At 67.9% G+C, this 20,864-nt stretch carries 20 protein-coding genes and 1 pseudogene; 13 read left to right on the top strand and 8 right to left on the bottom strand.

Going from position 1 to position 20,864, the window contains the following annotated elements:
- Nucleotides 1-104: 104 nt before the first annotated feature.
- The 3 genes from ACQBJO_RS02120 to ACQBJO_RS02110 all read left to right on the top strand — a co-directional run bounded on the left by ACQBJO_RS02120 (nucleotide 105) and on the right by ACQBJO_RS02110 (nucleotide 2,385).
- Nucleotides 105-1,097 (top strand): fumarylacetoacetate hydrolase family protein, encoded by a 993-nt coding sequence (locus tag ACQBJO_RS02120; RefSeq protein ID WP_421008154.1) that lies wholly within the window; start codon nucleotides 105-107, stop codon nucleotides 1,095-1,097.
- 72 nt (nucleotides 1,098-1,169) lie between these two features.
- Complete coding sequence (locus ACQBJO_RS02115) at nucleotides 1,170-1,766, top strand: TetR/AcrR family transcriptional regulator (RefSeq protein ID WP_421008153.1); 597 nt, start codon at nucleotides 1,170-1,172, stop codon at nucleotides 1,764-1,766.
- A 19-nt stretch (nucleotides 1,767-1,785) separates the two neighbouring features.
- On the top strand, nucleotides 1,786-2,385 hold the full coding sequence (locus ACQBJO_RS02110; RefSeq protein ID WP_421008152.1) for a TetR/AcrR family transcriptional regulator: 600 nt from the start codon (nucleotides 1,786-1,788) through the stop codon (nucleotides 2,383-2,385).
- A gap of 23 nt (nucleotides 2,386-2,408) precedes the next feature.
- Here the strand turns inward: ACQBJO_RS02110 and ACQBJO_RS02105 are convergent.
- Nucleotides 2,409-3,841 (bottom strand): annotated as a pseudogene (locus tag ACQBJO_RS02105) (aldehyde dehydrogenase family protein).
- A 175-nt stretch (nucleotides 3,842-4,016) separates the two neighbouring features.
- Here ACQBJO_RS02105 and ACQBJO_RS02100 point away from each other — a divergent pair.
- The 8 genes from ACQBJO_RS02100 to ACQBJO_RS02065 all read left to right on the top strand — a co-directional run bounded on the left by ACQBJO_RS02100 (nucleotide 4,017) and on the right by ACQBJO_RS02065 (nucleotide 11,356).
- Nucleotides 4,017-4,328 (top strand): hypothetical protein, encoded by a 312-nt coding sequence (locus ACQBJO_RS02100; protein ID WP_430407140.1) that lies wholly within the window; start codon nucleotides 4,017-4,019, stop codon nucleotides 4,326-4,328.
- On the top strand, nucleotides 4,325-5,131 hold the full coding sequence (locus tag ACQBJO_RS02095; protein ID WP_421008150.1) for an SDR family NAD(P)-dependent oxidoreductase: 807 nt from the start codon (nucleotides 4,325-4,327) through the stop codon (nucleotides 5,129-5,131). Before ACQBJO_RS02100 ends, ACQBJO_RS02095 begins: the two co-directional genes overlap by 4 nt.
- A gap of 40 nt (nucleotides 5,132-5,171) precedes the next feature.
- Nucleotides 5,172-5,618, top strand: a complete 447-nt coding sequence (locus ACQBJO_RS02090) for a limonene-1,2-epoxide hydrolase family protein (RefSeq protein WP_421008149.1) — start codon at nucleotides 5,172-5,174, stop codon at nucleotides 5,616-5,618.
- Between the two features lie 191 nt (nucleotides 5,619-5,809).
- Nucleotides 5,810-7,366 (top strand): ABC transporter substrate-binding protein, encoded by a 1,557-nt coding sequence (locus ACQBJO_RS02085; protein ID WP_421008148.1) that lies wholly within the window; start codon nucleotides 5,810-5,812, stop codon nucleotides 7,364-7,366.
- 18 nt (nucleotides 7,367-7,384) lie between these two features.
- A complete protein-coding gene (locus tag ACQBJO_RS02080) occupies nucleotides 7,385-8,344 on the top strand; it encodes an ABC transporter permease (protein ID WP_421008147.1) in 960 nt (319 codons plus the stop codon).
- A gap of 68 nt (nucleotides 8,345-8,412) precedes the next feature.
- Nucleotides 8,413-9,240 (top strand): ABC transporter permease, encoded by an 828-nt coding sequence (locus ACQBJO_RS02075; RefSeq protein ID WP_421008146.1) that lies wholly within the window; start codon nucleotides 8,413-8,415, stop codon nucleotides 9,238-9,240.
- Nucleotides 9,237-10,355 (top strand): ABC transporter ATP-binding protein, encoded by a 1,119-nt coding sequence (locus tag ACQBJO_RS02070; protein WP_421008145.1) that lies wholly within the window; start codon nucleotides 9,237-9,239, stop codon nucleotides 10,353-10,355. Before ACQBJO_RS02075 ends, ACQBJO_RS02070 begins: the two co-directional genes overlap by 4 nt.
- On the top strand, nucleotides 10,352-11,356 hold the full coding sequence (locus tag ACQBJO_RS02065; protein ID WP_421008144.1) for an ABC transporter ATP-binding protein: 1,005 nt from the start codon (nucleotides 10,352-10,354) through the stop codon (nucleotides 11,354-11,356). The genes ACQBJO_RS02070 and ACQBJO_RS02065 overlap by 4 nt, the downstream gene beginning before the upstream one ends.
- Before the next feature lie 78 nt (nucleotides 11,357-11,434).
- On the opposite strand, the gene ACQBJO_RS02060 is transcribed toward ACQBJO_RS02065, so the two are convergent.
- From ACQBJO_RS02060 to ACQBJO_RS02040, 5 genes are read right to left on the bottom strand one after another with little or no spacing between them, the layout of a single operon-like run.
- A complete protein-coding gene (locus ACQBJO_RS02060) occupies nucleotides 11,435-12,049 on the bottom strand; it encodes a Dabb family protein (RefSeq protein WP_421008143.1) in 615 nt (204 codons plus the stop codon).
- A gap of 14 nt (nucleotides 12,050-12,063) precedes the next feature.
- A complete protein-coding gene (locus ACQBJO_RS02055) occupies nucleotides 12,064-12,654 on the bottom strand; it encodes an aromatic-ring-hydroxylating dioxygenase subunit beta (protein ID WP_421008142.1) in 591 nt (196 codons plus the stop codon).
- Between the two features lie 17 nt (nucleotides 12,655-12,671).
- A complete protein-coding gene (locus ACQBJO_RS02050; RefSeq protein ID WP_421008141.1) occupies nucleotides 12,672-14,108 on the bottom strand; it encodes an aromatic ring-hydroxylating oxygenase subunit alpha in 1,437 nt (478 codons plus the stop codon).
- Nucleotides 14,109-14,157: 49 nt separating this feature from the next.
- On the bottom strand, nucleotides 14,158-15,474 hold the full coding sequence (locus ACQBJO_RS02045) for a cytochrome P450 (RefSeq protein ID WP_421008140.1): 1,317 nt from the start codon (nucleotides 15,472-15,474) through the stop codon (nucleotides 14,158-14,160).
- A gap of 6 nt (nucleotides 15,475-15,480) precedes the next feature.
- Complete coding sequence (locus ACQBJO_RS02040; protein WP_421008139.1) at nucleotides 15,481-16,299, bottom strand: SDR family NAD(P)-dependent oxidoreductase; 819 nt, start codon at nucleotides 16,297-16,299, stop codon at nucleotides 15,481-15,483.
- Nucleotides 16,300-16,528: 229 nt separating this feature from the next.
- On the opposite strand from ACQBJO_RS02040, the gene ACQBJO_RS02035 reads away from it, so the two are divergent.
- Nucleotides 16,529-17,548 carry a hypothetical protein gene (locus ACQBJO_RS02035; RefSeq protein WP_421008138.1) on the top strand — a complete coding sequence of 340 codons (1,020 nt, stop codon included), beginning with the start codon at nucleotides 16,529-16,531 and terminating at the stop codon, nucleotides 17,546-17,548.
- Complete coding sequence (locus ACQBJO_RS02030; protein WP_421008137.1) at nucleotides 17,548-18,228, top strand: TetR/AcrR family transcriptional regulator; 681 nt, start codon at nucleotides 17,548-17,550, stop codon at nucleotides 18,226-18,228. The genes ACQBJO_RS02035 and ACQBJO_RS02030 overlap by 1 nt, the downstream gene beginning before the upstream one ends.
- On the opposite strand, the gene ACQBJO_RS02025 is transcribed toward ACQBJO_RS02030, so the two are convergent.
- Together ACQBJO_RS02025 and ACQBJO_RS02020 are read right to left on the bottom strand one after the other, a co-directional pair.
- Nucleotides 18,191-19,609, bottom strand: a complete 1,419-nt coding sequence (locus ACQBJO_RS02025) for an MFS transporter (RefSeq protein WP_421008136.1) — start codon at nucleotides 19,607-19,609, stop codon at nucleotides 18,191-18,193. The two genes, ACQBJO_RS02030 and ACQBJO_RS02025, sit on opposite strands and share 38 nt — an antisense overlap.
- A 35-nt stretch (nucleotides 19,610-19,644) precedes the next feature.
- Nucleotides 19,645-20,838, bottom strand: a complete 1,194-nt coding sequence (locus ACQBJO_RS02020) for an amidohydrolase family protein (RefSeq protein ID WP_242612791.1) — start codon at nucleotides 20,836-20,838, stop codon at nucleotides 19,645-19,647.
- Nucleotides 20,839-20,864 lie beyond the last annotated feature (26 nt).

Here is a 20,864-nt window from a genome sequence, read left to right as displayed (position 1 = left end):
AGCCGGGATGGGCTGGTCCCATTTATGCACACGAGACACTTCTCGTCAAGACTGTGCAATCTGACTATGGTGGGGCGCGAACCGTCGTGACGAGAGGACTACCCATGCGATACGTGACCTTCGAGGCCTCCAGCCCGGTCGGCCCCATCGAGCGGGTCGGCGTCCTCGGCGCGTCGGGCAGCGTGATCGACGTCAACCTGGCGGCTCGGCAGTACTACGCCGATCGCGTGGGGAGACGACGCGGTACAGCCATCGCGGACGCGCTCGTTCCCGCTGACCTGATCGCACTCCTGGCCAACCTCGAGGTGGGGCAGGACGCCCTCCACCGAGTGCTCGACGAACTGCCGACCGAGGTCGGCAGGACCGACGAGCAGGGCGGCACACTCGTCCACGCGCTGGACTCCGTCCGACTACTCGCCCCCCTCCCCAGGCCCGCCAGCATCCGCGACTGCTCCGCCTACGAGCAGCACGTTGCCGCGGCCTCCCGCGGCAGCGTCCCCAAGCGCTGGTACGACTTCCCCACCTATTACAAGGGCAACCCCTTCGCCGTCCTCGGACCGGACACGGTCGTGCCGGTCCCCGACGACTCGGAGAAATGTGACTTCGAGCTCGAGTACGCCGCGGTCATCGGCCGGTCGGGCCGCGACCTCAGCCCCGAGCAGGCGCTCGATCACATCGCGGGCTACCTGATCTTCAACGACGTCTCTGTCCGGGACGTGCAGTTCCGTGAGATGTCTGTGGGGCTCGGGCCGGCCAAGTCGAAGGACTTCGACGGGTCCAATCTCTTCGGCCCGGCGCTCGTCACGCCCGACGAGTGGGACCCGCACGTGCATCACACGATGCAGGCCTTCGTCGACGACGAGGAGTGGAGCAGCGGCTCGACGACGACCATCCACTTCCCCGTCGAGGAGATCGTCGCCCACATCAGTCAGCGCGAGACCCTGCGGGTGGGCGACGTCATCGGCACCGGCACCGTCGGCGGCGGATGCGGACTGGAGCTCGGCAAGTACCCCCCTCGCGGCTCGCGGGTCGAGCTGCGGATCGAGGGCCTGGGCAGCCTGGCCAACACCTGGGGCGCCGCCCCCGGGGAACGGTAGGTGGCTTCGGGTGGGGAGGTCGCCCTTCCTGTGGTCACGCGTGTGACACATGTTGATGATATTGTCCTTTTCGTGACACTTAACACCGGCACCCAGACTTGGACACGCATCGTCGACGGTGCGCTGACCTCGCTCGCACGTCGCGGTCAGCAGAAGTTCTCGATGACCGATGTGTGTGCCGAGTCGGGAGTCTCCCGCGGCACGCTCTACCGTTACTTCGCCAGCCGCGAAGAGGTACTCGACGCCATCGAGACCCGCCTCGACTCGAGCATGCGCGAGCACGTGACGGAGGCGATCTCGGCCGATCCTGCACTCGAGCACCGTGTCGAGGTCGTCTTCACGGCGATGTCGGCCCATTGGTCGAAATTCCCGGCGCTCGAGCTGCTGGTCCAGACCGAGCCAGGCATGGTGCTGGAGCGGCTCGGTCATCACCTCGCCAGCACCGTCGACTTCTTTCTCGATTGCCTGCACCCTGCGCTGGAGCAGGCGTCAGCGGTGCGCGACGGGAGCGTCACCGAGCGTGGTCTCGTCGAGCTGATGGTGCACAGCGCGGTGTCCGTCTGCCTGCTCGCCCCGGCCTCCGACACGAGCCGATCGGCCCTCCTCCAGGACACGATGGCTGGCATCATCAGCGACGCGCCTGCGGTCCGTCGCACTCTGGCCGGCTGACTCTCTTAGGCTGCCACTCATGAGCAGCCACTCCTCGTCCGACACGACCGACACCATCTTGGACGGTGCCATGCGCGCGCTCGCGCGTCATGGAAGTGGGCTGTCGATGACGGACATCTGTCGCGAGTCCGGTGTCTCGCGCGGGACCCTCTACCGCTACTTCGCCAACCGCGAAGAGGTGCTGCAGGCCGTCAACGCCAAGATCCTCGAGGTCAACCGCGCGCTGTTCGACGCGGCTATAGCCGCGCGGCCCGATCCCGCTGACCGGGTTGAGGTGATGCTGCACACCATGCTCGACTTCCCGAGGGTCTTCCCCCACATGAAGGTGCTCTTCGAGTACGAGCCCAAGGCGTCGCTCGACTTCCTCCACAAGGAGGCCGACGGGGTCATCGCCAGCATCGCCGGCTACCTCCGCCCGGCCATCCCCAAGAGCCGACGCCGCGGGGCCCTGTCGGCGGAGGACGTCGCCGAGCTGCTCTACCGGCTCGTCACCTCCTCCTTCCTCATCCCCACATCGTCGGCGGCCGAGGTCGAGGCGATTTTCATGCGGCTCTGGTCAGCTGCCGACCCGACGGCCACCCAGGGCGGCACGACGAGGGGGTCAGCCGCTGCCGGCTGACCCCCTCGGATGACTCCCCACCGTCAGACGGGGAGACCCATCGCCTTGGTCTCGAGGAAGTCCTCCAGGCCCTCGACTCCGTACTCGCGACCGATGCCGCTCTGCTTGTAGCCGCCGTAGGGCGTGTCGGGGGCGGTGAAGTTGCCACCGTTGACCCCGATCGAGCCGGTCCGGACGCGCTGTGCAATTGCGATGCCACGCTCGAGGTCGGCGCTGAAGACCGAGCCGGAGAGTCCGTAGGGCGAGGCGTTGGCGATCCGGACCGCATCGTCGTCGTCGTCGTACCCGATGAGGGAGAGCACCGGGCCGAAGATCTCCTCGCGCGCGATCGTGCTGTCGTTGCTGACATCGGCGAAGGCGGTCGGCTGGGCGTAGTAGCCCTTGTCGAACTGCTCCGCGCGCCCACCACCGATGAGCAGGTCGGCCTCGGTCTTCCCCTTCGCCATGTACCCGAGCACCCGGTCGAGCTGACGCTGGTTGATGAGCGGGCCCATCATGTTGGCCGGGTCGTTGGGGTCGCCGTAGGGGAACTGCGCGTACACGGCCTTGACGATCTCGGACGCCGCCCCCATCAGCGATCTGGGCACCAGCAGCCGGGTCATCAAGGCGCAGCCCTGGCCCGAGTGCATGCACGCGATGCCGGCCGCCGCGGGGATGACGCTGGCGAGGTCGGCGTCGTCGAGGACGATCGCCGCGCTCTTGCCACCGAGCTCGAGGGAGACTTCTTGATCGTCTCGGCCCCGTTGCGCATGATGAGCCGGCCCGTCTGCGTCGAGCCGGTGAAGGTGACGTGGTCGACCTCGGCATGCGTCGTCAAGATCTCGGCCACCGAGTTGTCCTGGGTCGTGATGATGTTGACGACCCCGGCCGGGATGTCGGTCTCGACGATGGCCTGCGCGAGGTGGGTCGCGCTCCACGGTGTGTCGGGCGCACCCTTGAGAACCACGGTGCAGCCTGCCGCGAGCGGCGCGCCGAGCTTGGCGAGGTTGAGCTGGAAGGCGTAGTTCCACGGGGTGATCCCCGCGACGACGCCGCCCGGCTCCCGCCGGACGACGCGCTTGGACAGCGCGCCCATGAACTCCACCGGGGGTCGGTCGTACTCCCACTCATAGGACTTCATCAGCTCAGGCCAGTAGCCGAGCCACTCGATGGGCGGGTCCACGCCGACGGCATGGGCGAGCCCGACCGGCATGCCAACCTCTGCCGTGTGGGCCTCTCGGATGACGTCGGCCTTCTCCCGCAACTTTTCCTGCAGCTGCGTCAGGCAGCGGGCGCGGAACTCGGGGTCGCTCGCCCACCTCCCTTCGTCGAAGGCACGGCGGGCCGCGGCGATCGCGCGCTCAACGTCGTCTGCGCCTGCATCCGGCGCCTGACCCAGGACCTCTTCGGTGGCGGGATTGATGTTGTCGTACTCGCGTCCGCCCGCGGCGGCGGCGAGTTCGCCGTCGATCAGCATCTTCTGCGGCTCGATGCCCATTGACACTCCTTTGTGCACGGCAGGGCCTCAGGGTCCAGCGGCCCGGTGATGGAACCGTACAACGGACTACACCTATTGAACATGAATTGTCTTGTATGTACATTTCAGGGGTCCGCAACGTCGCGGGTACGAGCCTCTTTGAATAGGATGTCTCATGGGCAGAATGGATGGTCGCGTCGTCTTCATCACCGGCGCCGGCCGCGGTCAGGGCCGCTCGCACGCGGTGCGGCCCGCGCAGGAGGGTGCCGACATCGTCGGCATCGACATCTGCGCCGACATCGCCGATTTCCCCTACCACCTGGGCACCAGGGAGGACCTCGACGAGACCAAGCGCCTCGTCGAGCAGACCGGCCGCAGGATGCACCCCACCGTCAACGACGTGCGCGACCGACCGGGCATGCGGGCCGCGTTCGACATAGGTGTCACGGAGTTCGGCCACATCGACGCTGGGCTGGCGGCGAAATGACCCGCACCGGACTGCTCGCAGACAAGATCGCCCTCATCACCGGGGGCGGTGCAGGCATCGGCCGTGGCATCGTCACGCGATTCCTCGCCGAGGGCGCAAACGTCGTCGTGGCGGAGTACGACGAGGAGCGCTGCAGCACGCTCCGCGACGACTACGCGGGCAACGACTCCCTCCACGTCATCCGCACCGACGTGCGAGAGAAGGAGCAGGTCCTGGCCGCCGTCCAGGCCGCCGTCGACACATTCGGCGGTCTGGACATCCTGGTCAACAACGCCTTCACGCTCTCGCCACGTGTGCTCCTCGAGCACAAGACCGATGACATGCTCGACGGCACCCTGCACGCCGGCCTGTGGGCTGCATGGTGGGGCATGCAGGCAGCTCGGCCGATCATGGCCGAGCGCGGTGGCGGCGCGGTCGTCAACTTCTACTCGATCGACGTGGAGACCGCCGCCTGGCTCAACTCCGACTACGTCGTGACCAAGTCGGCCCTCCTCGGGCTGACCCGCAGCTCGGCCCACGAGTGGGGCCGCTTCGGGATCCGAGTCAACTCGATCGCCCCGGCCGCCATGGGTACCCACTTCCAAGCCCTGGCCGCGGAGCACCCCGGCTTCGCCAAGGCCTCTGCAGCACGCAAACCCCTGGGCCGCAATGGTGACCCCGAGCTCGACATCGCCCCGGTCGTCGTCTTCCTCGCCTCCGAGATGTCGCGCTTCGTGACCGGCGAGCTGATCCACGTCGACGGCGGGCTGCACATGCCCGGCTACGACTCGCGTCCCGCCGACCTAGGCGCACTGGGCGGATGACCGGCCGCCGTGTCGTGCCCATCGCCCTGGGATGGAACCCATGACTGAACACCACGAGAAGATGGTGCGAGGCTTCCTGGACGCCCTGCACGTGTCCGACCCCGACTTCGCCGTGCTCACCGACGGGCTGCTGGCGGAGGACGCGCGCTACGTGCCACTCCTCCCCCTTCGCGCACCCGTACGGGGCCGCGCCGCGATCCGCACCGAGCTGGAGCGACAGTACGACTTCTACACGGAGTGTCGCTGCGACATCATCGCGCTCGCGTCGGACGACCGCTTCGTCTTCACCGAGCGGGTCGACCGGGTGACGCTGCGTAGTGACGGTCGCGAAGTCGTCGTCCGGGTCTGCGGGGTCTTCGAGTTCGACGACCGTGGCCTGGTCACCAGCTGGCGCGAGTACTACGACTCCGCCGACATGGCCGAGCAGCTGGGTCAGACACCGCAGGAGTTCGCCGACCACATGCGCTCGTACGCCCGGCCCCGCTGACCTCGTCAGCAAGGACCGGCTGATCAACCCGCGTGGGGCTCACCGCACGGCGAATGGCCGAGACCCGAGAGGGTTGCGGCCCTTCGCCATTTTTCGCTGATACGCACTAGACAGTAAGTGCACTATTTGCAATAGTTGCCTGCAACCTACACACGCTGCCGATTCGACAGCGGGCCGACGAGAGGTACCACGTGACTAACCTGACCCGACGCTCGATCCTTGCTGCGATTGCGCTCAGCACTCCCCTGGCCCTGGGCGCCTGCGGCGGCGACGACCAGACGGGCAGCACGGGTGCCGCCAAGGACGGCGGCGCGACCGGCGGGACGCTCACCTACGTCACCGGCCCGGAGCCGGTCGGCCTGGACCCGGCAAATCTGCAGGTCACGGCAGGCAGCGGCCACGGTGGGCGTGGCTACGCCGTCTTCGGGATGCTGCTCGGCGTGGACTCCGAGAAGGGCGAGGTCGTCCCGGGCATCGCCGACTCGCTCGAGTCGACCACCGACCTGGCCACCTGGACCCTCAAGCTCAAGGACGGGGTCAAGTTCACCGACGGCACCCCCTTCGACGCCGAAGCCGTCAAGTACAACTGGGAGCGCCACACCGACCCCAAGCTGGGATCGGTCCAAGCCTCCATCGCCGGACGCATCAAGTCGATGAAGGCTAGCGACGCGACCACGCTCGAGATCACCCTCAAGGAGCCCCTGGCCCAGTGGCCGTCCCTAGTCGCCGGCGGCCTGACCTTCATCGGCTCACCCAAGGCGCTCAAGGACAAGGGCAAGGAGTTCGCCGGCTCCCCGGTCGGCGCCGGCCCGTTCATCTTCGAGAGCTGGCGGCGCAATGATGCCGTCGAGTACAAGCCGAACCCTGACTACTACGCCGGCGCCCCCAAGCTCGAACACCTCACCATCCGCAGCGTGCCGGATGAGCAGCAGCGGGCCGACACGGTGACCTCGGGCTCCGACATGATCGCTCGCATCACCAACCCCCAGACCGCAGCCGACCTCAAGACCAACGGCGCCACCGTGCACGTCGTCGACGTCAGCGGCGGGACGACCTTCATCATGAACTTCCAGAAGGCTCCCTTCGACGACGCGCGGGTTCGCGAGGCCCTGTGGCTCACCTTCGATCACAAGGACTACAACGAGACGGTCTTCGGTGGCAACGCCACGACGCCCACCAACTACTTCGCCGAGGGCTCGCCCTACTTCACCCCCGAGGTGACGTTCCCCGAGCCGGACTTGGCGAAGGCCCAGCGGCTCATCGACGAGTACACCAAGGACAAGGGCTCCGTCTCCTTCTCGATCCAGACTCAACAGCCGGGTCCGGCCGAGTACCTCCAGCAGACCTTCCAGCAGCTCAAGGGGGTCAAGGTCAAGGTCGAGCAGCTGGCCGGCCCCACCCAGGTGGGCAACGCGTTCTCCGGCAACTTCGTCGCCTCGACCCTGGGCATTCAGGTCGTCACACCCGCACCCCAGTTCCACGATGAGTTCCGTACCGGCGGGAGCCGGAACTTCGGCAAGTACTCGTCCGAAGTCGTCGACAAGGCCCTGGCCGAGATCGAGGCCAGCACAGACCTCGACGAGCAGCGCAAGGGGTACGCGAAGGTCCAGGAGCAGCTCATCAAGGACCACGCCGAGATGATCACCGCTCGTGTCAACGGGATGGATGTCCTCAACGAAGGGGTCATCGTGCCCCAGTGGTTCTCGGACGGCATCCCTGCCCTTGACCGGGCGAGCGTGGGGAACTGAGCCCACCGAGGGCATCCCATGCGCTTCGCACACACAGCAGGCCGGGCAGTGCTGCGGCTGCTCCTGGTCATCGTCATCGTCAGCTTCGCAACCTCGTTGCTGCTGGACCTCGTCCCCGGGGACCCCGCGGTCGCACTGCTGGGCGAGACGGCGACTCCCGAGCAGGTCGCTGCGTTGCACCAGGAGTTACGGCTCGATGACCCGTTGGCGGTGAGGTACGTCGCCTGGGCCTCGCATGCCGCCCAGGGCGATCTCGGCAACTCGCTGCGAACCGGCGAGTCGGTGACCTCCGTCGTGCTGGACCGACTTCCCGTCACCGCCGAGCTGACCCTCCTGGCCATCATGCTGGCCGCCCTGATCGCGATCCCCGTCGCCATCCTGGCTGCCTACCGACCTGAGGGTGTGGTGGACCGGGTGATGAACACGCTGACCTCGGGGTTCATCGCCTCGCCGCCGTTCCTCACCGGTGTCTTCTTGATCTTCATCTTCGCCATCAAGGCAGACCTCGTCCCGCCGACCGGGTGGGCACCACTGTCCGAGGGGCTGGGGGACAACCTTCAGCGGGTGGTCCTCCCGGCGATCACATTGGCCCTGACCGAGGCTGCCATGTTCTACCGCGTGCTGCGATCGGACATGATCACGGTCCTTCGTGAGGACTACATCCTCAACGCCAGGGCCCGCGGTCTGCCGACCGGGTACATCTTGCTGCGGCATGCCCTGCGGCCTTCGTCGTTCTCGGTGCTCACGCTCTTCGGGCTCTCCGTGGGAAGGCTGCTGAGCGGGGCCGTGGTCATCGAGGTCCTCTTCGCCCTGCCGGGTCTGGGTCAGCTGCTCGTCAACTCGGTCCTGAGCCGAGATCTGCTCGTCGTCCAGGGGGTCGTGCTCTTCATGGCCGTGGCCTACGTGCTCATCAACCGACTGGTGGATGTGGGTTATGGGTTGTTGGACCCGCGAGTCCGAGAGGCGGCCGCCCGATGAGCACATCCACCGAGGCGCTCCCGGAGCCGATCGCGCCACCGGCTGACGGAACGAGCGCCCGTCGGCGCATGAGGAGGGGCATCCTGTCATCGGCCCTCCTGTGGGTCGCCCTCGCCTGGATCACCGTGATGATCGGCGCCGCACTGCTGGCCGACCTACTCCCGCTCGCGTCGTACGAGCAGCGGATCGGCACCCCCCGGACCCCACCCGGCCTCACCTGGCCCGAGTTCCTGGGCACCGACCAGCTCGGCCGGAGCGTGCTCTCCCGTGTCATCTTCGGAGCCCGGGTCTCCTTGGCGGTGGGGTTGGTCGCCGTCACGGCGGCCGCACTCGTCGGTGGCCTGCTCGGGGTCCTCGCGGGGTACCTTCGCGGCTGGCCGGACAAGGTCATCGGCCTGCTGCTCGACAGCATGTTGGCTTTCCCACCGCTCGTGCTGCTCCTGGCCATCACAGCGATCCAGAGCCAGAGCTTCTTGACCCTGACCCTGGCCCTGAGCCTGCTCAGCGTCCCCGGCTTCGCTCGTCTGGTGCGTGCCAACACCCTGTCACTGTCCAAGCGGGAGTTCGTCGATGCAGCCCGGCTCCTGGGCAGCAGCCCGCGGCGGGTCCTGCTGCGCGAAGTGCTCCCCAACGTCGTGCTGCCCGTCCTCTCCTACGGGGTGCTCGTCCTGGCTGGGCTCATCGTGGCCGAGGGGTCGCTGAGCTTCCTCGGTCTGGGGATCCCCGCGCCACGTCCCAGCTGGGGCGGCATGATCGCGAGCGGACGGCCGATGCTGTCCTCCAGCCCGTGGCTGACCTTCGTCCCAGCCATTGCGCTCTTCCTGACCGTGCTGTCCATCAACGTGATCGGCGACCACGCCCGTCGCCTCACCGACAAGAAGGCGGCAGCCCTGTGAGCCAGATCGTCGACAACGAACGCCCCGAGCCGCTCTGCGGGTCCGGCGACCCACCGCGCGACCTCCTCCTCGACGTCAAGGACCTCTCGGTCGAGTTCGACACCGGGCACGGCCCCCTCCGGGCCGTCGACGGGATCAGTCTGCAGATCAGGACGGGCGAGAGGCTGAGCATCGTCGGCGAGTCGGGTTCGGGCAAGTCCGTCGCTGCCCGGGCAGTGATGGGGCTGCTCCCGAGGACCGCCCGCACGACCGGGCAGATCGACTTCGGGGGGACCGAGCTCCTCGGGCTGGACCCGAACCGGCGTCGCAAGCTCTTGGGCGCCGACGTCTCGATGGTCTTCCAGGACCCGATGACGGCGCTGAACCCCGTCGTCCGCGTCGGTCGGCAGATCAGCGAGGGCCTGCGCTTTCACGGCTCGAAGGATCGCCAGGCGGTCCGAGAGGCCACGCTCGAGATGATGCGGCGCGTGGGAATCCCTGATGCCGAGGCGCGCCTGCGCGCCTACCCCTTCGAGATGTCCGGGGGCATGCGGCAGCGGATCTGCATCGCTGCCGCTCTCATCTGCGGCCCGAGACTTCTCATCGCGGACGAGCCGACCACCGCCCTCGACGTGACCATCCAACGACAGATCCTCGATGTCCTCACCGACATGGGCCGGGGTGGCATGTCGATGCTGCTCATCACGCACAACCTCGGGGTCGCCGCCTCCCGTACCGACCGGGTCGCGGTCATGTACTCGGGGCGGGTGGTCGAGACGGCTCCGACCGCGGACCTCTTCCGCACCCCGCGTCACCCCTACACGGTCGGGCTGATGCGTTCGATGCCTCGGCTCGCCGACGCTCCGCACACCCGCCTGGTGGCCATCCCCGGCCGCCAGGTCCGCTCGGCCGGCCCCACCCAGGGCTGCAGGTTCGCCGATCGCTGCGCATCGGCACAGCCCAAGTGCCTCCGGATCGAGCCCGATCTCACAACGGACGACAGCTCGCCGGATCACGCCTACGCCTGCTTCTTCCCCCGAGGTACGGCGCATGGCGAGGCCGCGCTCGCCAGCAACCGTGCCGCCGGGACGACCGCAGCCGGGCTGTCCGTGCCCGAGGAAGAGGTGTCATCGTGACCACCACCGCAGAAGATGCCCCACAGGGCCTGCTCAGCGTCCAGGACCTGGTCGTCGAGTTCCCTGCCGCAGGAGGGCGGACGGTCCACGCGGTCTCGGGCGTCAGCCTCGAGGTGCATCGTGGCGAGACCCTGGGGATCGTCGGGGAATCGGGATGCGGCAAGTCGACCACCGCTCGGGCCATGGTGATGCTGCGGACACCGACGTCCGGGATGATCGAGTTCGATGGGACCTCGTTGGTGGGACTACGGCCCAAGGAACTACGGCGTCTGCGGCCACACCTCCAGATGATCTTCCAGGACCCGGTCTCGTCGCTGAACCCGCACCGGAAGGTCCGCGACATCGTCGCCGAGGGCATGACGGTATGGGGTCGTCCCGTGACCGAGGAGTGGCTGGACGCCCTCTTGTCGGAGGTCGGGCTCGAGCCCGACGAGGTCAAGGACCGCTACCCGAGCGAGTTCTCCGGCGGGCAGTGCCAGCGCATCGCCATCGCGCGCGCACTGGCGCTCGAGCCCGAGCTGCTCGTCTGCGACGAGGCGGTCTCCGCGCTCGACGTCTCGGTGCAGGCCCAGGTCCTCAACCTGCTGCACGACCTCAAGGAGCGCCGCGGCCTCACCATGGTGTTCATCTCGCACGACCTTGCGGTGGTGCGCAACGTCTGCGACCGCGTCGCCGTCATGTACCTGGGCAAGGTGGTCGAGGAGACGACGGTCGACGCCTTGTTCGCCCAGCCGTACCACCCCTACACGTCCGCCTTGCTCGAGGCGGTCCCCGAACCTGATCCGACGCTCCCTGTCCTCCCCTTGGAGCTATACGGCGAGGCCCCGTCGCCCTTGGACCCACCGAGCGGGTGTCGCTTCCGAACGCGGTGCCGGCACGCCCAGGACATCTGCGCCACAGAGGAGCCGCCGCTGCTGACGGTCGCGGACCAGCACAAGGTCGCCTGTCACCTCGCCGAGGACATGCCCGAGCTGCTGGCCCTGCCGACCATGACCGCCTGAGCGCCCCGACCACGCGAGCAGGGCTGCAACCCCAGTGGGGTTGCAGCCCTGCTCGCGTCTTTCCCGGGCGGGCGCGACTTACGGCTGCCCGAGGTCCAGACCGATCGGCTGGCGGACGACCGCGGTCATGAGCTCGGCGATCCGTGCGCGTTGCGGGTGCTGCTGGAACTCCTCGAAGCCCTGGTCGCCGTCGGTGACGATGACGACGCACTCGCTGACCGGCGGGGAGTGCCTGGTGCGGTTCCGGCCGACGTAGACACCGAGGACGCCCGGGCAGTCGTCGACCGCAGCCCTCAGGTGCGTGTCGACCTCCTCGAGCACCTCGGGGCCGACCGTCTGGTCGGGCTCGAAGAGCGTGATGTGAACCCGCGGTCTGTCGGTGGCGGTGGACTCCGAGGTGTACATCGGCCCGGTGTCGATGCCCACGCCACGCTCGACATTGGCGCGCAGCAGCGCGCCTGCTTCGGGGTGACGAGGATGAGCGCGATAGGGCTCGAGCACGCTCTCGTCGTCCATGAGCACCACGACGCCGTGGTCGCGGCCATCCGCCAGCTTGCTCGGGTTCGGGCCGACCTGGACGTGGCGTACGCCATCGGTCTCGCTCCCGACGTGCCCGAGGAGGGCAGCGACGGTGTCGACGATGCCCTCCTCGGCGTCGCTCGCGAGACCAAAGGCAGTCCCGTGCACGTGCATGTGTGCCCTTCCCCTCAGAAGATGACGGTCAGGTTGGGGTACCCGAGCGTCGTCTGGTCCATGAGGAACTCCCGGTGGGCGATGAGATAACCGTCGTCCTCGCGTCGCAGCAGGTCCCGACGCTCCCCCGAGATGATCAGCGGGACCGACTCGGAGTGCCGGTTGCGGGTCATCAGCATGGAGCTGACCACGTAGTACTCGTCGGGCTCCACACCTTCGAAGACACGCACATTGGTGATGAGTCGCCGTGAGCGCGACGGCGGGTTCTCGCACCACGGGCTGGCCGTGGTGGCCAGTCGCAGAACCTTCATCGTGAGCGTCACGTGGTTCTCGTCGTAGTGGAACATGTTCGTCGCGAACTGCGGCAACGGATCGTCGCGCATCCGCGAGACCCGGACAGGCACGCGGTAGGTGATGTCCTCCGCGAGGAGCTTGAGCCACTCGACGCTGCGGTACTCGTCAAGCAGGTTGGCCTCGTCGTGGAGGAAGTCGACCACGTGGTGGTAACGCTCGTCAGCCGAGCCGATGCGCCCACCGTGAGCGAGGTGCTCGTGGATCTTGGACTCGGCTCCGCCTTTGGCCACCGCCACAGAAGTGTCAGTCATGTCGGTTCTCCTTCGTCTCAGTGGTGGGCCTCGGGACCCCACGGGTCACCGAGCATGAAGTCGCGGTACCGCAGCCACCAGTTCCACTGCGCGTCATCCTTGGTGAAGCCCGGGTAGAGGTGACCGCCACCGGGGAACTCACCCTCGTCCCAGTAGCCGTCGAGGGGCTGGTCCTCGCCGCAGAGCGCGCCGTACCTGATCTTCTGCTGCTCACCCATGAAGCCCTCAGCAGACTCGGTCATCAGCGGCCACGTGTCGGCGTCGTCGGTCTCGACGAAACCGGTGGTGCCGAGACCGAGCGTGGAGGCACGACGCATGAGGTCCTTGAAGTCCTCGGGCGCGTCCTTCTCGACCAGGAACCAGTTGATGAACTCGAACTTGCCCGGGCCGCGCGGCACGAAGGCGTGCCACGAGATGATCGCAGCCATGCCCATCGGGGTAGGGAACTCGAAGCAGAAGGTCCCCATGTTGGGGAAGAGGCCACCGACGCTCGGCGGGTAGTCCGCCAAGACCTTCATCTGCGCCTCGGACAGCTTCTTGTCGAGCTTCTCAGCCATCTCCGGCGTCATTCCCGGAGGGAGCATGATCGACTTGAGCTTCTCGAAGGGAGGCAGCGTCTGGGCCGCGAGCACGGCCTCACGGTTGTCCTTCCACTTGCCCTTGCGCCGGTCGATCAGTCGCAGGCCGTGACCGTTGGCGCTGACGTCGATGCCGTACATTGAAGAGTCGTCGGCCTCGGAGGCCGCCAGCTCGTTGATCGAACGGTGCAGGGTCATCGCGTGGTAGCCGTCACCGGCGTGCTGCTCGCCCGGGCACTTCCAGTTCGCCGGGATGACGAAGCGCTGCGGCGGGCCGAGCACCTCCAGACCCGACTCGGTGCGGTCGAACATGAGGTCCTGGTAGAACTTGATCTCGCCGAGATAGTCGTCGAGGGACGGCGCGTCCTCGTCCCAAGTGGCGAACACGAAGCCGGCGTACAGCTCGACCCGTGCCTTGGGCAGTGCCAGCTCCTCCTTGGAACGGAAGGCACCGTGCATGTTCTCCCGAGCGACGGGGGAGCCCATGAACTTGCCCTGCTCGCTGAAGCTCCAGCCGTGGTATGGGCACTTGAACTGCTTCTCGTTGCCGGCCTCGCCGCGACAGACCTGCATGCCGCGGTGGGTGCAGATGTTGAGGACGACGTTGACGTCCCCACTCCGCGAGCGGGTGACGATGACCGGGTCGGCGCCGATGTGGCGAGCCACGTAGTCGAAGGCGTTGGGGATCTCGGTCTCGTGGGCGAGGACGGTCCATGCCTTGCCGAAGAGTCGACTCAGCTCGAGGCGGTACACCTCTGGGTCCTTGAGCAGCCGCATCGACACCTCGTGCTTGTCGAGGTCGAAGAGGTCTGCGAGTGGCGTCCCGTCGGACAAGATCGGCCCGACGTCAGTCCTGGGCCGGTCATCGATGGTCATGGCTACTCCTTGGTCTCGTACTGCGGATCAGATCGGGGGAAGAAGTGGGTCAGCCCCAGCGGACGGGGACAGAGGTGGGCTGACGCATGTGGGCGCCACGGATCATCATCGGCTCGGCATCCTCGTCGGCTCGCAGGTTCGGGAGCTCGTCGAGCAGCACGTTGAGCGCAGTCGACATCTCGAGCTTGGCGAGGTTCATACCCAGGCAGGTGTGCGGCCCGAATCCGAAGGCGATGTTGGGCTTGTTCATCCGGCGGTGGATGTCGTAGGTGTCCGGGTCAGGCCAGGCGTCGGGGTCGCGCAGCCCGGCACCCTTGACGATCGTGACCCCCGACCCCTCGGGGATCTTGACGCCACGGATCTCGACGTCCCTAGATGCGGTCCGGGCCGCCGTGATCGAGACGGGCTCGAATCGGGTCGCCTCCGTGATCGCCTTGGGCACGAGGCTGCGGTCGGCCTTGACCTCGGCGAGCAGATCGGGCCTGGTCAGGAGCAGCACGAGTGCGTTGCCGAAGCTTCGCGTCGTCGTCTCGGCGGCAGCCGGGAGCAGCGAGCGCGTGAAGACCACGACCTCGTCGTCGGTCAGCCGCTCCCCGTCGACCTCGGTGCGCAGCAGGTGCGAGATGAGGTTGTTGCCGGTGGCACCCTCCGCACGACGGCGTTGGACCACCGGAAGGATGTCGTCGTAGAGCGCCTTGACCGCCGCGATGGCCCGGCCCTGGTTGATCTTGGCTTGCTCGCGCTTGTTGGGGTCGGTGCTGCCGAAGCCGAGGAGGATCGTCAACGCCTTGGTCTGGAAGTCGTCGAAGGACGCGTCGCCCTCACCGTGGAAGCCGATGATCTCGTACACGATGCGGACGGGGAAGTCGACTGCAAACTCGGTGAGATTGAGGCGGTCCCCCTTCGCCTTGAGCTCGCCAACCATCTTGTTGATGACGGGCGTCACGATCGTGTCGCCCCACAGCTCGAAGTTCTCGCGACCGAGCCCCGGCATGAAGAGTTTGCGCAGGCGAGAGTGCTCCTCACCGTCGAGGCCCGTCATCACGTTGCCCATGAGCGGGCGGAAGGCTGCGGCCACCGCCTCGCTGCCGAACGACTCGAAGTCCTTGAGCGCGGTGAGGCAGTCCTCGAACTTGAAGATCGAGTACACCTCGCGCTCGCCGTTGAATCCCGCTGCCATGGAAGGGGTGCCGAACTCGGCGAGCACATCCCCCTTCATCACGGGCTGGGTCTCGCGGTACTTGGCGAAGGTCGGGTAGGGGGTCTCGACGGAGGTGGCTCCGAAGGCCTCACTGATCTCCACCATGAGGTCGGCCGCCGTCGGCTGACGCTCCTCGTGGGTGGCTGTCGCGGTGTCAGTGGTCATCAGCAATCATCCTTTGGTGTTGATGGCGGCGAGGTTCAGCTGGCGGCTCGACCCGACATAACCGAGCTGGGTCGAGAACCCGCCGTCGATCGAGAGGATCTGGCCGTTGATGTAGGACGAACGGTCGGAGGCGAGGAAGACGACGGCGTTGGAGATGTCCTCGGGCTTCCCGAGGCGCTGCACCGAGAGGTTGCCGACGAACATGTCGCGGTAGGCGCCGGGGAACTTCGCTTGGTTCTCCTCGCTGACGATCAGGCCGGGCGCGATGGCGTTGACGCGCACGCCCTTGGGTCCGTACTGGACGGCCAGGTGGCGGGTCAGCGAGTTGAGTCCCCCCTTGCCCGCGGCGTAGGCGGTGTTGCGGTCATCGCCACCGAGGGACTGACCCGAGGAGATGTTGACGATGGCGCCACCGCCGCGCTCGATCATCAGCGGGATGACGTTGCGGCACATGAGCATGGGTCCGGTCAGGTTGATCGCCGTCGACTGGGCCCAGAGCTCCGGCGAGATGCTCAGCAAGTCGGAGTCCTGACCCGAGAGGTGGGTGGCGCCGGCGTTGTTGTCGAGGATGTCGACGCTGCCGAAGGCCGATACGGCCGCCGCGACCAGCGCCTCGATGCTCGCCTCGTCCGTCAGGTCGCAGACCTGCCCCAAGACCTCGTGACCCGCGGTGACGAGGGCGGCCGTCGCAACCTCGAGGCCCTCGCTGTTGACATCGGTCAGCACCACGCGGGCGCCCTCCTCGGCCAGGGCTCGGGCGCTGTCGGCACCGATCACCCCTGCGGCGCCCGTGACGAGCGCAACCTTCCCATCAAGCAGTCCCACGCTGGCTCCTTTGCCGGGCGGCGACGGCCGCGACCCCGTCGTCGCGACGCCCACCCCGTACATGTAAGACATATTCTGCGCAGACTGCTCAATCCAAGTCAATGGACCCGCAGGAATCCGACCGTCCGTCTCGCGGCCCTTGACGCGACGTGCTGCGCACCACACAATGGCCATCTCCCATCGAAGTGAGAGGCGCCTCTCAAAATTGCGCCTGGCTAGGAAACAGCACATGATCGTTCGCCCACTCCCCCGGCGCCCTCACCTGACCCGTCAGGGCGACTCGGCCCTGGCCGAGCTCTTGCACCAGGCGCGCGTCGCGGCGGCGGATCGCGCAGCCCTGCCCGCCGACGCCAGCTACTGGCAGGCCGCCGAGACCCGCTCGGCGATGGCGATGGCCAGGGCGGACCAGATCTTCGGGGGTCGCCATGATGCCCGGACGCTCCTCGCGGTCCTGGTGGCCGTCGTGGCCCGGGCCGATCTGCCCGACGACCAGCCCCACGGTTCCCGGCTCTCCAGCTCACCCGCCGACCAGGTCTTCGACTCGACGACGATGGCCGGCTGGCTGCGGGCGACCTCGTCCACCACCTCGTCCGGCGAGGTCTATGCCGAGGGCGCCGTCGCAGCCGAGGAGGTCCTGGCGTCGAACCTCGGGGCCGAGCGCCTCGCCGCGGCGTGGACCTCGGTGTGCGGCGTCTCGCTGCTCGAGCTCGTCGCCCAGGTCGAATTGATGCCGGCCGCGGACCAGCCCTCGGTGAGCGAGGTCCGATTGCTGCAGCGGGTCACCTGCCACTGCCTCGCCACCAACCGGGGCATGACGTCGGCACAGCTCACGCGGCTGGTGGGCAGCGACCGGCGCACCATGTCGACCTGGCTGCGCTACGGCGCGCCCTCCCGCCGCAACACCGGACATCTCGTCCCCGCCCGGCACTGCGCCACTGTCGTCGGGATGTCGCTCGGTGACTGGCGGACCATCCAGGACGCGGCGGCGGGCTGCCGGGTGACCGTTGGCCCGAGGGCGCGCGCGGTCGCACCTGCCCCGGTCGCGGGGCGCCGCGCCGTCACCTGGGACGAGGGAGAGGTCATGGAGTGGTTCGAGAGCCACCCGACGCTCTCGTGCGAGGGTCGGTGCCGCCGACACCGCATCCAGGCCGTGCCGGTCGCCGCTGTCGCCGGTGGGGGCGACGCCTGTGCCACTCATCGCCCGTCGGACTCCGACCGCCGCAGCCGTCGCTGGCTGCACTCGGTCTGATGGTGCAGCCAGCGACGGCCACCCCGAACGCGGCGCCTGCGGTCGAGAGCGCGGGAACGCCGGCGGGCGCGGCCCCCGGCCGCCGCGAGCAGAACCGGACACGCCTGCGCCACAACGTCCACGCCACGGCCTGGCAGCTCGTCAACGAGCGCGGGTATGACGAGGTGACGGTCGAGGACATCGCTGCGGGAGCGGGCATCTCGGTCGCCACCTTCTATCGCCACTTCTCCGGCAAGGACGACGTGATCACCAGGCGCTGGCTCTCACCCGAGCGTTACGGCTCCCTCGTGGACCGGATCGATGTCTCCTACGACATGCCACGGGCGGTGGCCAGCCTCTTCTCGAGGTACGCCGCCGCGGTCGAGAGCTACGACGTCAGCCTGCTCACCCGCCTCAAGACGATCCACCTCGACGCAGGCCTGCGGACGGCGATGGCCCGCGGCCGTGAGGAGGACGTGCAGACCCTGTGCGACCTCTTCGGCCGGATGATCGGGGTCGACCCAGCGGTGCAACCGATCCAACTGGCGGGAGCCGTGACGATCACCGCTCGCTCGACGACGATGTCCTACTGGGCCGCCCTGGACGGATCCGAGTCACTCACCGAGCTGCTCGACGAGTGCGCCCGAGCCTTGGCGCCGATGCTCACGCAGTGTCAAGTGATGGCCCTGGCTGCGCGCTGACCCCCATACCGGGGTCGGGGCTGCGGCGCGGCAGGGTGATCACGGCGCAGACGGCCGAGGCGAGCGCCAGCCCCGCACCGACCAGCGCCGCCATGGTGAAAGCGTGCGGAGCGAGGGTCTCGCCCGGCGAGAGGGCATCGAGGACCGTGGCCGCCAGCGCGCTGCCGGCAGCGAACCCGAAGAACCGGACCACCTGGTTGGCGCTCAACGCGCTGCTGGTGTCGTGTGCGGGGACGTGCCGGACGACGACCACAGGGATCATCGCGAAGGTCCCCCCTGCCCCGAGGCCCGCGATCCCCATCGCCACCGCGATCTGCACCCAACCGTCCCGGTCGACGGCGAAGACCAGGATCGCACCCAGGTAGGCGAGCGATCCCAGCGGCAGCACCCGCTCTGGCCCCCACCTGTCGGCGATCCGACGGGCCACCCGGTTGCCCCCGAAACCACAGATGGCGTAGGGCACCAGCATGAGGCCGGCGAAGAGCGGCGAGCTCGCCAGTCCACCGGACTCCCGCGGCGCTTGGACCAGCTGGACCATGAGCGTGATGAGGACGTAGACGCCCGCACCGACGAGCAGTGCCACGAGGTTGGCACCGAGGGCACCCCTGCGCACCGCCTGCTGCAGATCGACCATCGGGTCCGGCAGACCCCAGGCCCTGACGGCCCACAGCCCGAGCAGCGCAAGGCCCGCTAGCGCCAGGACGACGAAGGGGGCGGAGGTCCAGCCCCAGCGAGACGCCTGGCTGATGGCCAGCATGAGCGCGAGCGTGCCCGATGCCAGGACGACGCCGTCCAACCAGTCGACCCGCTGGTCCGGGTGGGAGCTCGCTGGCAGCGTGCGTACGGCGAGGACCAGGGCGACCGCGGTGAGCACAAGACCGAACCAGAAGGCACCCCGCACCCCCCAGAGGGTCGCGATGAGGGAGGTCGTCGGATACCCGAGCCCGGCGAACGTCAGGTTGCTGACGGACAGCACCCCCAGGAGCTGGGGCAGGCGCTCCGGCGGGGCCGCATCCCGAGCCGCAGCCATCGCCAGGGGGAGGACGCCGATGCCAAATCCCTGGAGGACCCGCCCCACGACCAGCCCGACGAACCCGAGCGGCAGTGCGGAGAGCAGGCAGCCGAGCGCAACCAGGCCCAAGCAGGCCAGCAGCACCGGGCGCCTGCGTGTCCCACCGCCCAGTCGACCGACGATCGGTGAGATGACGGCGCCGACGAGCAGAGGCGCGGTCTGCACCCACTGGGCCCAGACCAGGGGCACCTGCTCCTGGAGTGCGACGGCCGTGACGAGCGGGGCGCCGAGACTGCTGATGAGCGCCGTCGACGCCGACAGCATGACCAAGGTGATGAAGAGCGCGCGGCGCCCCGGCGCAACTCGCACGCTACCCGCCCTTCATCCCGGTCGGACGCGAGTGCTCAGCGATCGAAGCGCAGGATCTTGCGCGCGTTGAGCTCGGTGATCTTGTGGCAGTCCTCGTCGGAGACGTCCGCGAGGATCTCGGCGGCGCGCTTGCGGCTGTTGGGCCAGTTGGAGTCGGAGTGCGGGTAGTCGACCTCGAGCATCACCCGGTCGGCACTGATGTAGCCGTCACCGAGGTTGGCCAGACCGTGCACGTCGTCGATGAAGCACCCCCAGAAGTGCTTCTGGAAGAGCTCGGACGGCTTGGCCGCCTTGTCGATGTTCTGGTACCAGCGGTGCCGCTCCCACGTGTAGTCGGCGCGCTCGAGGATGTAGGGGAACCAGCCGATACCACCCTCGGCGAGGATGAACTGCAGCTTGGGGTGCTTCTGCAGCTGGCCGGAGAAGAGCAGCTCGACCGAGGACCACATGAGGTTGCTCGCGAAGAGCGCCGTCGGGATCGCGTAGGGCACGGGCGACTCGGCCATGGCCTCCGCAGAGCGGCCCATGGTGCCGGTCGCCACGCTGAAGGGGAACCCCGGGACGAAGCCGCCGGATCCGAAGTGGAGGCTGACCGGCATCTCGGTCTCCTCGCAGACGTCCCACAACGGCGTCCAGTAGTCGTTGGTGAAGCCCGGCAGGCCGAGCGGGATCGGGTTGTCGGGGAACGAGATCGTCCTGGCGCCCTTGGCGGCCATGCGCTCGACCTCCTTGACCGCAGCGTCGACGTCCCACACCGGGAGCAGCGCCATGGGGATGAGCCGGTCGGGCGCGTATGCGCACCACTCGTCGACCTGCCAGTCGTTCCACGCCTTGATGCAGAGCTCGGCGAGCTCCTTGTCCTTGGCGCGGTGGAAGACGCCGCCGCCGAAGCCCGGGAAGGACGGGAAGCTGAGCGCGGCCTGGACGCCGTCGATGTCCATGTCCTCGATGCGGGCCTTGGGCTCGTAGCAACCGGGGATCATGTCCTCGTAGCGGACCGGCTCGGCGCCGAAGTCCTTGGGCTCACGGCCCGCGACCGCGTTGATGCCGATGTAGGGGAAGAGCTGACCCTCGTACTTCCAGGTGTGGTTGCCCTCCGCCGTGGTGATGATCTGCGGACCGGAAGCCTGGTACCGCTCCGGGAGGCGATCAGCCCACACCCGCGGGTGCTCGATCACGTGGTCGTCGACGGAGACGATCTGCATGTTGTCCTGGAGCGGCACGTCCATCCTCCTCGATAGATTAATAGTACACT

The organism is Janibacter zhangyanbonis (genome assembly GCF_050507325.1).
Taxonomy (GTDB): Bacteria; Actinomycetota; Actinomycetes; order Actinomycetales; family Dermatophilaceae; genus Janibacter.
The sequence above is the reverse complement of the archived record's forward strand: the minus strand, read 5'-3'. Positions and strand labels throughout refer to the sequence as shown.